Origin of the sequence: Halomonas sp. Y3 (assembly GCF_024137965.1) — a bacterium.
Lineage (GTDB): Bacteria > Pseudomonadota > Gammaproteobacteria > Pseudomonadales > Halomonadaceae > Halomonas > Halomonas mongoliensis.
On sequence record NZ_CP099975.1, the window covers coordinates 1,182,934 to 1,195,849 of the forward strand.

Consider the following 12,916-nt stretch of genomic DNA (forward strand, 5'->3'; position numbering starts at 1 on the left):
GAACACCGGAGACTGTCATGCCTCATATCACCCGCCATATCACCACGACCTGCCCCTACTGCGGCGTTGGCTGCGGCATCAGGGCGACGCTGGAGGGCAAGCGCATCACCGCCGTCGAGGGGGATAGCGGCCACCCCGCCAACTACGGCCGGCTCTGCGTCAAGGGCTCGGCCCTGCACGAGACCCTGGGCGAGCAGGGCCGGCTCACCCGGCCGCGGGTCGACGGCGTGGAGGTCGAGTGGGAGACGGCCCTTGCCACCGTGGCCGAGCGGCTGGCGGCCACCCGGGCGCGCCATGGGCGGGAGAGCGTGGCGGCCTATCTCTCCGGTCAGCTGCTCACCGAGGACTACTACGTCGCCAACAAGCTCTTCAAGGGGTTTCTCGGCACCCCGCACCTGGATACCAACTCGCGGCTCTGCATGGCCTCGGCGGTGGCCGCCTACAAGCGCAGCTTCGGCGCCGACGCCGTGCCCTGTAGCTACGAGGATCTGGAAGAGGCCGAGCTGGTGGTGCTGGTGGGCTCCAACCTGGCCTGGAACCATCCGGTGCTCTACCAGCGCCTCAAGGTGGCCAAGGCCCGCAATCCGCTGATGCGGGTGGTGGTGATCGATCCCAGGGTCACCGACAGCTGCGAGATCGCCGACCTCTACCTGGGCCTTCGCCCCGGCAGCGACGCGCGGCTGTTCAACGGCCTGCTGGCCTGGATGGCCGACAAGGGTCGGCTGGACCGAGTCTATCTGGCGCGCCACACCCTGGGCCTCGAGGAGGCGCTGGCCGCGGCCGGGGAAGACGACGTCTCGGTGGCCGCGGTGGCCGCCGACTGCGACATCGACCCGGAGCGCCTGGAGACCTTCTACTACTGGTTCGCCAGCCAGCTGCACGTGGTGACCCTCTACTCCCAGGGGGTCAACCAGTCGAGCAGCGGCACCGACAAGGGCAATGCCATCATCAACTGCCACCTGGCCGGCGGCAAGCTCGGCCTGCCCGGCGCGGGGCCCTTCTCCATCACCGGCCAGCCCAACGCCATGGGCGGCCGCGAAGTGGGCGGGTTGGCTAACCAGCTGGCCGCCCACATGGACTACGACAGCCCCGGGGCCCGCGATCGGGTCACCTGCTTCTGGGCCACCGCCACGCTCACGCCGACCCTCCCCGAGGCCCCCGGCCACAAGGCGGTGGCGCTGTTCGAGGCGATCGAGCGCGGCGAGGTGCAGGCGGTGTGGATCATGGCCACCAACCCGGCGGTGAGCCTGCCCCGTGCCGACCGGGTGCGGGCAGCGCTCGAGCAGTGCCCGCTGGTGATCGTCTCCGAGTGCGTCGCCGACACCGACCTGCTGGCCTACGCCGACATCGTGCTGCCGGCATCCTCCTGGTCGGAGAAGGACGGCACCGTGACCAACTCCGAGCGGCGCATCTCCCGCCAGCGCGGCCTGCTGCAGCCGCCGGGGGAGGCGCGCCACGACTGGTGGATCATCTGCGAGGTGGCCCGCCGGCTGGGCTACGGTGAGGCCTTCGCCTACGCGCACCCGGCGGAGATCTTCGACGAGCACGCCCGGCTCTCCGGCTTCGAGAACCTTCCCGGCACCCCGGGGGAGCGGCTGTTCGATATCTCCGGGCTGGCCGGGCTCGACCGCGCAGCCTATGACGCCCTGTCGCCCACCCAGTGGCCGGTCAATGCCGCGGCGCCGCACGGCAGGGCACGGCTCTTCGAGGAGGGCCGCTTCGCCACCCCGGACGGCCTGGCCCGGCTGGTGGCGGTGCGCCCGCGAGCCCCCGAGCAGAGGCTCTCCGCGTCGCGGCCGCTGCGCCTCAATACCGGGCGTATCCGCGACCAGTGGCACACCATGACCCGGTCCGCCCGGGCGCCGCGGCTGATGAACCACCGCGCCGAGCCCTTTATCGAGGTCCATCCCGACGATGCCGCGAGACTTGGTGTCAGCGACCAGCAGCTGGCGCGGCTGCGTGGCGCCGGGGGCGACTATGTGGGGCGGGTGCGGCTCGCCAAGGGGCAGCGCCGTGGCGAGGTGTTCGCGCCCATGCACTGGAGCGACAGCTTCAGCGCCAATGCCCGGGTGGGGCGCCTGCTGGAGGCCCATCTCGATCCCGTCTCCGGCCAGCCCGAGTCAAAGCATGGCGCCGTGGCCCTGGCGCCGCTGCCGGTGGCCTGGGAGGCGACGCTGCTGGTGGCGCCCGCGCTGGTCGGCGAGGTCGACTGGCGTGCCGATACCGCCTACTGGGCGCGCATCCCCCTGGCCCATGGCCAGCGCTGGCAGCTGGCCGGCGCACCCGAAAGCGCTGACCGCGACTGGCTGGCCTGGGCTCAGCGTGCGCTGCCGGTGGCAGCGGCGCTGTGGCTCGATGACCCCGACGGCGGGCGCCTGCGTGCCGCCGGCATCGAGGGCGGTCGGCTGCGCTGGTGGCTGATGGTGGGGCCGCCCGGCGAGCTGCCGGGGCTCGCCTGGCTCGACGAGCGCTTCGCCGAGGCGGCCCGGGGCGAGGCCCTGTCCGCCGCACGCCGGCGCCGCCTGCTGGCCGGCTGCGACGACGGTGCCGCCGACGCTGGCCCCGTGGTGTGCAGCTGCCACCAGGTGGGCCGCGCCACGATTCTGAGGGCGATCCGCGACGGCGACGACAGCGTCGAGGCCCTGGGGGCGCGGCTGGCCTGTGGCACCCAGTGCGGCAGCTGCATTCCCGAACTCAAATCCCTGATCGAAGACACCCAGGAGGAGAAGGTCCATGAGCGCCTTGCCCCGCAACCCGACGTTATCGATGTCGCCTGACGCCTCCCGAGCCTCCGGCAGTCTCCTGGCGCGCCTGGCCGAAGGGGCCGGACGCTGGCTTATCGGCATGGCGCGCCGTGACGCTGCGCTACCGAGCGAGAGCGGCCGCCGGCCGGCCCCTGTCTATCTGGTGGGGGCCGGCAGCGGGGATGTGGAGCTGCTTACCCTGAAGGCCGCTCGCCTGCTGCAGGAGGCCGATGCGGTGGTTTACGATCGGCTGGTGGGCGAGGAGGTGCTGGCGCTGATTCCCGCCGGCCGGGAGCGTTACGACGTGGGCAAGGCGCGCGGCCACCACAGCGTGCCCCAGGCCGAGATCGGTGCGTTGCTGGTGCGCCTGGCCAGACAGGGCAAGTCGGTGGTGCGCCTCAAGGGGGGCGATCCGGGCGTGTTCGGCCGCATGGGCGAGGAGCTCGCCGCCCTGGCCGAGGCCGGCGTGGCAGCCGAGATCGTGCCCGGCATCACCGCGGCCTCGGCGGCCTGTGCTGCCATGGGCATTCCGCTCACCGACAGGGCCCATGCCCAGCAGCTGCGCCTGGTGACTGCCCAGCTCTGTCGTGGCGATGACGAACCCGACTGGTCCACCCTGGCGCGTCGGGACGAGACGCTGATCATCTATATGGGGCTGGCCAGGATCGACGCCATCTGCCGCGGCCTGCGAAGGGCCGGCCTTCCCGATGACTGGCCGGTCATGCTGGTGGCCAACGCCAGCCTGCCCGAGCAGGCGTCGCTGGTGGGCACCCTGGCCGACATGCCGGCCAGGCTTGCCGCCGAGCCGCTGCCTTCGCCCTGCCTGGTCGTGGTGGGCAGCGTGGTCTCGATGGGGGAGGCATCGCCTGCCCGGCGCAACGGCTGCGGTAATCTCGCACCGCTATCCTGACACGGGCCCAGGGCCTTGGGTCATGACCCGGGGCCCGGCGCCTTGAGCAGCTCGGCCAGGTCGAGAATGGCCCGCGCCAGGTCGGCCATGCTGCGGCTCTGATCCATGGCCGTCTTGCGCATATAGCGGTAGGCCTGTTCCTCGGTAAGGCGCTGGCTCGCCATGATCACGCCCTTGGCGCGCTCGATCAGCTTGCGCTCGCGCAGCGCCTTGCGGGTGCTCTCGAGCTCATGGCCAAGGCTCTGCAGGCGGTCTGCCTGCGTGCGCACCAGGTCGAGCAGCGAGCGGTTGAGGGGAGAGGCGAGGGCGGCGGTAGTGGCCTGGCCGTCAAGCACGTCGGGCGCGGCGAGGGGCGCGGCATCGAGCCTGGCGGTGTCGGAGGGGGCGGGAGGCGAGGGGGGAGGCTGCCGGAGAGTGCTCAGGCGCTCGGCACACAGGGCCATCAGCTCCTCCCCGAGCCGCTTCTCGACCTGGTACATGGCGTCGATGCGCCGGGTGGTCAGCTCGTACCAGACTTCGCCCAGACGTGCGGCGTCGCGGCTCTGGCCTGCCGCTGCCTCGGGGTGCATGGCCAGCCGGCGAAGCTGCGGCAGTGGTCCTTCGTCGTCGTTGGCCAGGAGGCTTGCCCAGTGCTCGCAGGCGTCGGGAGAGGCAAATTCCAGAAAGGTCGTGAAGCAGCCGGCCTGGGCGTCGGCCAGGCGGGTCAGCAGCGCGCGATGGGCGTCATCGAAGTGGCCCGCGGTAAAGCCCTGGGCGCCGCAGGCGCGCTCCTGACCCGCGAGCTCCTTGCCCTTGAGCAGATGGCAGAGCGCCACCATGGCCACCGTGATGCGGGTATCGCCGTGGGCGTCGACGGTGTCGAATACCAGGCCCAGCAGGGCGCCGATCAGCCGGTTGTAGGCGGCGGTGGAGGCATCGGGGTCCAGCGCTCGGGCCGCCACGGCGCGCCGCAGCTTCGTGAGCTCCTCCAGCGCGCCCCCGACGTCCGCGGCGCGGTAGAGCAGAGAGGCCGCCGGGCTTGTGGCCCCCTCCGCCTCGGCGAGCAGGGACAGATGACTCCCCATGCTCGCCTCGGCGGCCTGGCTATCGGCAATGCGTGCCGCGCGGTCCGCCGTGAAGCGACGGCCGTCCGAGGCGAGGTAGATGGCGCTGGTGCCGCGCTCGCGCTGCAGGGTGTGGATCAGGCGGCCGGCAGCGACGATCAGCTCGGCGGTGGCGGCGAGCCGCTCCAGGGCGCCGCGCTCGCAGCGCCTTGCGGCCAGCAGAAGTGGATGTGACGGCGTCATGGCAGCCTCCTCCCGATATGCTGACCGCCGCCCGTCGGGGCGGCGGCAATGAGTATAGGACCCTGGTGCTGTGGTGATGCGCAGCCGTCGACCCGCATCAGCGCAGCGACAGAGCGCCGGCACCGGTCTCCTCGCCCACGGCGTCCCGGTAGGCCCTGGCTTCCTCGGCCTCGGTCGCGTCTGAGAAGCGCACCAGCAGGGCGCAGGAGGCCAGCACCAGCACGGTCAGCCCCAGGTAGAAGAGTCCCTGCTGGTAGGTGATCGACTCGCTGCGAAACAGAAAGGCGGCGGCTACCGCGCCGACGTTGCCGCCGGCGCCGACGATACCCGCCACGGCGCCCAGCGCCTTCTTGTTGATGAAGGGCACCACGCCGTAGGTGGCGCCCTCCGCCATCTGCACGAAGAGGCTGAAGACCAGCATGATGCCGATGGCATAGGAGAGCACATGCATCTGCGAGAAGGCCACCAGGGCGATGCCCTCGCAGATCAGGGCGATGAAGAGCCAGCGTACGCGGCCCTTGAGACCGCCGTTTCTGGCGAAGAGATCGGAGAAGACGCCGCCCAGGGTGCGGGCGAAGATGTTCATCAGCCCGAACAGGCCGGCGAGCATCCCGGCCGTGGCCAGGGTCAGGTCGAAATGGTCGAAGAAGTAGATGGCGGCGATGTTGTTGATGGTGAGCTCGACGCCGAAGCAGATGGCATAGACCACGAAAAGGGCCCAGACGCGGATATCCTTGGCGGCGGCCATGAAGCTCTGGCCCGCGCCGTTCTCGCCGCTGGCGGGCGGCAGCTCGCCCCGGGCCCGCAGCTCATCGAAGTTGCCGTCGGGGGCATCCTGGGTGAACAGCCAGTAGCCGATGCCGGTGATGAACATCACCACCCCCGGCACCACCATGGCCAGCCGCCAGCCGAGGGTCTCGCTGACCCCTAGCATCAGGATCCCGGAGAAGATCAGCGGCATCAGGATCTGGGTGGTGCCGCCGCCCAGGTTGCCCCAGCCGGCGCTGGTGGCGTTGGCGGTGCCCACCACGTTGGGGGCGAACATCATGGTGGTGTGGTACTGGGTGATCACGAAGGCGGCGCCGATGGCACCGATGGCCAGGCGTGCCAGCAGGAAGGTCTCGAAGCTGTTGGCGAAACCGATGCCCATCACCGGGATCGAGCCGAGCAGCAGCAGGCCGGTATAGGTCTTGCGCGGCCCGATGCGGTCGCAGAGCACGCCGATGGCCAGGCGCACGATAACGGTGATCAGCACCGAGGCGATGATGGTGTTGCCGATCTGGGTCTGGGTCAGGCTGAGGTCCTCGCGAACCACCGCCATCAGCGGGGCGATGCCGAACCAGCCGAAGAAGCAGATATGGAAGGCGAACCAGGAGAAGTGGAACGCACGCATCTGGGGAGTACTGAGATCCAACAAGCGGATCCTGTTGGCCTTGCCGCGAATATCCATGGTGGGGGCCTCTCTGACGTCACACTGAAGTGTTCAGGACAAGCCCTTCGCCATTGAAGGAAAGGTTCGACGCACTCGTGCTCCCGGAGCCTGGTCCACGCCCACCTTGTTGCCATGAGCCCTGCAAGCAGGCTGCCAGAATGATGAAAGAGCTGACTGGGCAGGGGGTTGGAGAGGTATGCCGGATTGTACGGAGAAGGGGAGTGAGAAAGATGCCGGCAGAAAAAACGGGGCCGGGCCCCGTCATGGTGCGCGATATCCCCGGCATGCCCGGGGATGGTGCCGAATCAGCGCATGGCCAGCTGGCTATCGTCGCGGTCGCAGGCGAGGAAGGCGGAGCCCTCCAGCCACTCCTGGTCCGGGTAGTAGACGAACAGGTACTGCTCCTCCTTGATGCTGTCGATCAGCGGGTAGGTGACGTCGCGGCTGACCGCGGGGCAGCCGTGGCTGCGGCCCAGTCTGCCGGTCTGCTCGATGAAGGATTCACTCACGTAGTCGGCGCCGTGGATGACGATGGCGCGCTGGTAGGCCAGGTCGTTGATGCCGTTCTCGAGCCCCTCCAGGCGCAGCGAGTAGCCGTTGCGGCCGTAGTAGGTGTTCATGGTGCGAAAGAGCCCGAGACTCGACTGATAGCTCTCCGGGATATTCGAGAAGGTGGTGGCCATGGCGTCGCCGGAGCCGCGACCGTGGGAGACCAGCTCCTCGAAGAGCAGCTCGTTACGGGGCAGGTCGAAGACCCAGAGTCGCGGCTCGCTGGAGGGTCGGGAGTAGTCGATCACCGCCAGGCGCTCGGCATCGGGGTCGGCGCAGGCCAGGGCGTTGGCGGCCAGCGAAAGCACCTGGGGGTCGGCGCCCGGAGCCAGGCGGGTCAGCCGCTGATCCAGCGTCTGCCCCTTGAGGACCTCGGGGTGCAGGGCCTGGGCGAGGAAGGTGTCGGCCTGGGCCTGGGTACTGGCCAGCAGGGCGGCGCCGGCAAGCAGGGAGAGCGTCAATCTTGGCATGGGAAACGGAACCCTCATCGACATGGGAAGTGTTTGAGGGGCGCGCTTCCCTGTGGCCCCGCCTCGGCAGCTATTATGAAGAGTGAAGCAGGGAAAGCCAATTCAGCTTTAAACGATAAAAGGAGTCGAATATGCGGCGATTTGTCGCCATCCTCGCGTTCCTAGCGGTGATGCTCTCGCCGCTTGCCTTCGCCGAGCAGCGCGAGACGGTCCGGCAGGCCCCCCTGGAGGCCGAGATCGCCCGGCAGCTGGCCGATGCGCCGGAGGTGCTGCGCCGCTTCTATGCGACCCGGGCCTATCGCCCCGCCTGGGCCGAGCGCCAGCGGGTGGCGGCCTTTGCCGAGGCGCTGCAGACCCTGGAGGGGGATGGTCTCGACCCTCGCGACTATCGCGCCGACGCGCTCGCGGCCGAGCAGCGCCGGCTCAAGGAGGGCGGCGCCGAGGCCGAGGCGTTGGCCCGCTTCGACCTGCAGGCCTCCGAGGCGCTGCTGACGGCGCTGCGCCACTTGCAGCGCGGGCGACTCGACCCCCGGCAGGTCGATCCGCGCTGGGAGATTCCCCTGGAGGCACCGCCTCTGGACCTCGCCGCCATCTCCCGTGCCGTGGACGGTGAGCGTTTCGACCAGGCCTTCGGCGAGGCGCGGCCACCCTATGCGCCCTACGAGCGGCTGCGCAGCGGGCTGGCCCGCTATCGCAATATCGAGCGGCTGGGCGGCTGGCCTGGGCTGCCCGACACGCCTCGGGTGCTGCGGGCAGGAGACGTGGACGACGCCGTAGCGCAGCTGCGCCGGCGGCTGGCCATGGAGGGGGAGCTCGAGGTGATGGCGGCCGACACCGACGCCTTCCCCGGGGCCGAGCTGCAGAGCCCGGACCCGCGGCGTTTCGATACCGCGCTGGAAGCGGCGGTGAAGCGCTTCCAGCGCCGCCACCTGCTGGAGGTAGACGGCGTGGTGGGCCCCCAGACCCGAGCGGCACTGAACGTGCCGGTGGCGGCGCGCATCGACCAGATCCGGGTCAACCTGGAGCGCGCCCGCTGGCTGCTGCACGGCCTGCCCGAGGCCTTCGTGCTGGTGGATATCGCCGGCTATCGGCTCAGCTACTTCCGCCCCAACGGCGAGATCTGGCAATCGCGCATCGTGGTGGGGCAGCCCTATCGGCGTACGCCATCGCTGCGCTCCGAGATCACCCATATGACCGTCAACCCGACCTGGACGGTGCCGCCTACCATCCTGCGCGAGGATGTACTGCCCAGGGTGAGGCGGGATCCAAGCTACCTGCAGAGCCAGAACATGCGCGTGCTGACCCCCTCGGGGCAGCGCCTCGACCCCTGGCAGGTGGACTGGTACAACCCCGGCAACGTGATGATCCGCCAGGATCCGGGGCCCCAGAATGCCCTGGGGCAGGTGGTGATCCGCTTCCCCAACGACCACCTGGTCTATCTGCACGATACGCCTGCCCAGGGGCTCTTTGCCCGGGAGCAGCGCGCCTTCAGCTCCGGCTGCATCCGCGTGGAGGGGGTGCTGGCGTTCGCCCAGCTGCTGTTCGACGATACCGGCAGCGGCCAGGACGTGCGCGCCCTGATCGCCAGCGGCCAGACCCGCAACGTCTCCCTGGGCCGGCCCATGCCGGTGATCCTGCACTACTGGACGGTGCACCCGGACGAGAATGGCCAGCTGGTGTTTCGCCCGGACATCTACGAGCGCGATGATGCCCTGCTGCGGGCGCTCGACCGCCCGCTGGCGCTATAGCGGCGAGTAGTAGGCGTCACTCGTAGCCCTTCGCCTGCAGCCGGAAGAGCCGGGCGTAGCGCCCGTTGGCGGCCATCAGGCTCGCGTGGTCGCCCTGCTCGAGGATCTCGCCGCCGTCGATGACCAGTATCTGGTCGGCGGCGCGCACCGTGGAGAAGCGGTGGGAGATCAGGATGGTCATCTTGTCGCGGCTGTGCTCGCGGAAGTCGGCAAACACCGCCGCCTCAGCGGCGGCGTCCATGGCCGCGGTGGGCTCATCCAGTACCAGGATGTCGGCGCTCTCCCGCATATAGGCCCGCGACAGGGCGATCTTCTGCCACTGGCCGCCGGAGAGCTCCTGGCCCCCCTTGAACCAGCGCCCCAGCTGGGTGTGGTAGCCCCCGGGCATGTCGGCGATGAAGTCGTCGGCCAGCCCTCGGCGCGCCGCCTCCTGCCAGCGCGCCTCATCCTCGAAGGCCGCCACGTCGCCGGCGCCCAGGTTCTCGCCGACCTTGAGCTGGTAGCGTACGAAGTCCTGGAAGATCACCCCGATGCGCCGGCGCAGGGCGCCGACGTCCCACTCGGCAAGGTCGCTGCCGTCGAGCAGGATGCGCCCCTCGCCGGGCTCGTAGAGGCGGGTAAGCAGCTTGATCAGGGTGGTCTTGCCCGAGCCGTTGGCGCCCACCAGGGCGAGGCTCTGCCCCGGCCTCAGATGAAGGCCGATGCCCGAAAGCGCGGGCCTGTCGGCGCCGGGGTAGGTGAAGCCGACGTTCTCGAAGCGAATGCCGTCGCCGGGGCGCGCGCCCTCGGTGAGGGTGCCGGCCTGGGGCGCCACCGGCTGCTCCAGGTACTCATAAAGGTTGGAGAGGTAGAGGTTGTCCTCGTACATGCCGCTTACCGAGGTGAGGCTCGCCGAGAGCGCCGCCTGGCCCTGCTTGAAGACCATCAGGTACATGGTCATCTCGCCCAGGGTGAGCTGTCCGCCCACCGTCTCCACCACCACCCAGGCGTAGGCGCCGTAGAAGGCCAGGGTGCCCAGCAGGCCGAGGCCGAAGCCCCAGCTCTCGCGGCGAATGGTCAGGCGGCGGTCCTCGCCGTAGAGGGTGTCGAAGATCTTCCGGTAGCGGTCTAGCAGCAGCGGCTCCAGGCCGAACAGCTTGACCTCCTTGATGCTGTCCTCCCGGGCCAGCACCGTCTCCAGGTACATCTGCATGCGGGTCTGGGGGGAGCGCCAGCGGAACAGCCGAAAGGCGTCGCCTGAGAACTTGGCCTCGGAGAGGAACACCGGCAGGGCGCCGATCACCAGGATCAGCAGCGCCCAGGGGGAGAACTGCACCAGCAGCACCCCGAAGCTCACCAGGGAGATGCCGTTCTGGGCGAGGCCGAAGGTCTTGTTGACCAGCCCCAGCGGGCGGATCGAGGCCTCGCGGCGGGCCCGGGTCAGCTTGTCATAGAACTCCGAGTCTTCGAACTGGGTCAGGCTCAGGGTGCCGGCCTTCTCGAGGATCATGACGTTGACCTTCTGGCCGAGCAGGGCGCGCAGCAGCGACTGCTGGGCCGAGAGGCCACGCTGGGCCATGGCGATGGCGGCGATCACTCCGGCCTCGGCTAGCACGTAGCGCAGCACCGGCCAGGCGCTCTCGAGGGTGAGGGCCTCGCCGGTCTCGCGGTGATAGGCCATGGCGTCCACCACGGAATCGACGATCAGCTGGCCGATCCAGGCCGCCACCGCAGGCAGCACGCCGGCGATCAGGGTGCAGACCGCCAGGCCGATGGTCAGCGGCCGCGAGGTCTGCCACACCAGTGTCAGGGCGCGGCGGCTGTAGCGGAAGACGCCGAAGAAGGCGGCCAGGCGGCTACTGGGGGGAGGGGCGGGCTGGGCGCGGCGCATATGGGGCGAGGACACCGGGGCTCTCCGTGTCGGACTCTGGGTTCAGGCGGAACAGAACCGCAGCGCCCCGCTCGGGGCGGGGCGCTGCGCGGGTGGCGGGGGCGGCGGGATCAGCCTTCGTCGTCGTTGTCGTCGCGACGGCTGGCCACCACCGGGCCGGTCTGACCGCTCTCCAGGGCGGCCAGCAGAGGCTCCGCCTGGCGCTGGAAGGCCATTAGCCTCTCGCCGGTGAGGCTCTTGTTCTCCGGCAGATCCACGGTCATGGCATTGACCTGGGTGTTGTTCACCAGCACCTCGTAGTGCAGGTGGGGGCCGGTGCTGCGCCCGGTGTTGCCGGAAAGCGCGATGCGCTCGCCCATCTCGACCCGATCGCCGCGGCTGACCAGCGGACGCGACAGGTGCAGGTAGCGGGTCTGATAGCCGTTGTCGTGGCGGATCACCACGTAGCGTCCGGCGATGGGGTGGTTGGCGACCTTCTCCACGCGGCCATCGGCCGGGGCGATGATCGGCGTGCCGATGGGCATGGCGAAGTCGGTGCCGCGATGGGGGCTCACGCGGCCGGTGACCGGATGCCGACGGTTCGGGTTGAAGGGGGAGCTGATGCGGTAGCTGCCCTCGAAGGGGTAGCGGGCGAAGGCAGGGTCAAGGCTGCCGCCGTCCGGCGTATAGAAGTTGTTGTCGGCGGCGTTGCGCACCAGGGTCAGGTCCAGTCGCTCGCCCTCATAGTGTACGGCGAGCACCCGGGGGTCGAAGCTGGAGCCGTCGATGATGTCCGACTCCACCAGCACCTGAAAGCTGTCGCCGCGGCGGGTGTCGCGGCGAAAATCTATCTTCTTGCCCAGTACCCGGGTCAGCTCGCTGATCTCGGCGCTGGAGAGACCGGTGGCCTGGGCGGAGCGAGCGAAGCTGCCGCTGACGGTACCGGCGAACAGCCGCTGAGTGGCCTCCCCGGCGCGCTCGATGGTGGCGACCTCGAAACTCTCGTCGGTGCGCTCGACCAGGAAGCCTTCGCGGGCATTGCGCATCATGCGCAGGGAAAGCAGACGGTCCTGCTGGTCGAGCTGGTACTCGAAGGTGTTGCCGGCGCGCCAGTGGGTCAAGGCGCGAGGCGAGGGGACGTCGTCGAGCAGGCGCAACACCTCGCTGTAACCGAGCCCCAGGTGGTTCTGGGCCACCACGGCGAAGGTATCACCCTGCTGTACGGTGTAGTTCTGCCAGCGCGGAGTGTAGGGCTCGTCGGCCTGGATCTCCCTGTCCAGCAGAACCAGGTCGCCATCAAAGAGGCCCAGCTCATCATCGGACACCGGGTCGTAAGAGGTGGCATCGGCTACCAGGGTGCCGTCGTGGTCGAGCATGCCGCTGCCGATGGTGCCCACCACCACCGCCATATGCACGGCGCCCTGGTCGAGCGGCGAGCGAGGGGCGTGCTGCGGGTTGGCCACAGGGGCCGAGCCGGCGGGGCGGGTCAGCGCCAGGGGTAGGGTGGCATCAGCGGCGGCGCTGGCGCTGTCGATCAGGTCCAGGGCGTCGCCTTCGACGAGCCTGGCCAAAGGAACATGGCTACGGGTGGCATCGAGGGCCTGGCTGGCCATTTCGATGGCATCGCCCACGGGACCGCGTTGGAAACTGAGCGAGGGGAGGCCGGGGGTGGCATCGAGCTCGAGGGGGACAATAACGGTGTCCAGCGTGCGGTGCTCGCGCTGGACATCCTGGTAGGTCGTAACGATCTTCTGTGCGCCCAGCACGGTGACCATGGTGGCAACCGGCAACAGTAACAGCTTGTGCGTGCGGGGCAGCGAATGGAGGATTCGCAGCATGGGGTAAAGGCCAGTGAATAGATGAAAAAGCGAAAAAGGCACCAGAACCTTAACCTATGCCGTATGGTGTGCCTAGCCTGTACATACGCA

Annotated in this window: 8 protein-coding genes; 3 read left to right on the forward strand and 5 right to left on the reverse strand. The window is 69.4% G+C overall.

Annotated features, from left to right (window positions below; genetic code table 11):
- Nucleotides 1-17: 17 nt before the first annotated feature.
- Entirely contained in the window at nucleotides 18-2,777 is a 2,760-nt protein-coding gene (locus NHL60_RS05670; protein WP_253450024.1) for a nitrate reductase, read from the forward strand.
- 67 nt (nucleotides 2,778-2,844) lie between these two features.
- Complete coding sequence (gene cobA, locus NHL60_RS05675; RefSeq protein ID WP_253452025.1) at nucleotides 2,845-3,654, forward strand: uroporphyrinogen-III C-methyltransferase; 810 nt, start codon at nucleotides 2,845-2,847, stop codon at nucleotides 3,652-3,654.
- A 20-nt stretch (nucleotides 3,655-3,674) separates the two neighbouring features.
- On the opposite strand, the gene NHL60_RS05680 is transcribed toward cobA, so the two are convergent.
- The 3 genes from NHL60_RS05680 to NHL60_RS05690 form a co-directional block, all read right to left on the reverse strand.
- Nucleotides 3,675-4,940 (reverse strand): nitrate regulatory protein, encoded by a 1,266-nt coding sequence (locus NHL60_RS05680; protein WP_253450027.1) that lies wholly within the window; start codon nucleotides 4,938-4,940, stop codon nucleotides 3,675-3,677.
- 97 nt (nucleotides 4,941-5,037) lie between these two features.
- Entirely contained in the window at nucleotides 5,038-6,390 is a 1,353-nt protein-coding gene (locus tag NHL60_RS05685) for a NarK family nitrate/nitrite MFS transporter (protein ID WP_253450030.1), read from the reverse strand.
- A 287-nt stretch (nucleotides 6,391-6,677) separates the two neighbouring features.
- Nucleotides 6,678-7,391 carry a murein L,D-transpeptidase catalytic domain family protein gene (locus tag NHL60_RS05690; protein WP_253450033.1) on the reverse strand — a complete coding sequence of 238 codons (714 nt, stop codon included), beginning with the start codon at nucleotides 7,389-7,391 and terminating at the stop codon, nucleotides 6,678-6,680.
- A 131-nt stretch (nucleotides 7,392-7,522) separates the two neighbouring features.
- Here NHL60_RS05690 and NHL60_RS05695 point away from each other — a divergent pair, with 131 nt between their 5' ends.
- Entirely contained in the window at nucleotides 7,523-9,139 is a 1,617-nt protein-coding gene (locus tag NHL60_RS05695) for a murein L,D-transpeptidase (protein ID WP_253450036.1), read from the forward strand.
- Nucleotides 9,140-9,155: 16 nt separating this feature from the next.
- Here the strand turns inward: NHL60_RS05695 and NHL60_RS05700 are convergent, their stop codons facing one another.
- Nucleotides 9,156-11,009 (reverse strand): ABC transporter ATP-binding protein, encoded by a 1,854-nt coding sequence (locus tag NHL60_RS05700; protein WP_253452028.1) that lies wholly within the window; start codon nucleotides 11,007-11,009, stop codon nucleotides 9,156-9,158.
- 110 nt (nucleotides 11,010-11,119) lie between these two features.
- A complete protein-coding gene (locus NHL60_RS05705; protein WP_253450040.1) occupies nucleotides 11,120-12,826 on the reverse strand; it encodes a peptidoglycan DD-metalloendopeptidase family protein in 1,707 nt (568 codons plus the stop codon).
- Between the last annotated feature and the right edge of the window lie 90 nt (nucleotides 12,827-12,916).

Bases quoted from the DNA above. Each gene is read 5' to 3' on its own strand.
- NHL60_RS05670 (WP_253450024.1), top strand. From the start codon at position 18: ATGCCTCATATCACCCGCCATATCACCACGACCTGCCCCTACTGCGGC.
- cobA (WP_253452025.1), top strand. From the start codon at position 2,845: ATGGCGCGCCGTGACGCTGCGCTACCGAGCGAGAGCGGCCGCCGGCCG.
- NHL60_RS05680 (WP_253450027.1), bottom strand. From the start codon at position 4,940: ATGACGCCGTCACATCCACTTCTGCTGGCCGCAAGGCGCTGCGAGCGC.
- NHL60_RS05685 (WP_253450030.1), bottom strand. From the start codon at position 6,390: ATGGATATTCGCGGCAAGGCCAACAGGATCCGCTTGTTGGATCTCAGT.
- NHL60_RS05690 (WP_253450033.1), bottom strand. From the start codon at position 7,391: ATGCCAAGATTGACGCTCTCCCTGCTTGCCGGCGCCGCCCTGCTGGCC.
- NHL60_RS05695 (WP_253450036.1), top strand. From the start codon at position 7,523: ATGCGGCGATTTGTCGCCATCCTCGCGTTCCTAGCGGTGATGCTCTCG.
- NHL60_RS05700 (WP_253452028.1), bottom strand. From the start codon at position 11,009: ATGCGCCGCGCCCAGCCCGCCCCTCCCCCCAGTAGCCGCCTGGCCGCC.
- NHL60_RS05705 (WP_253450040.1), bottom strand. From the start codon at position 12,826: ATGCTGCGAATCCTCCATTCGCTGCCCCGCACGCACAAGCTGTTACTG.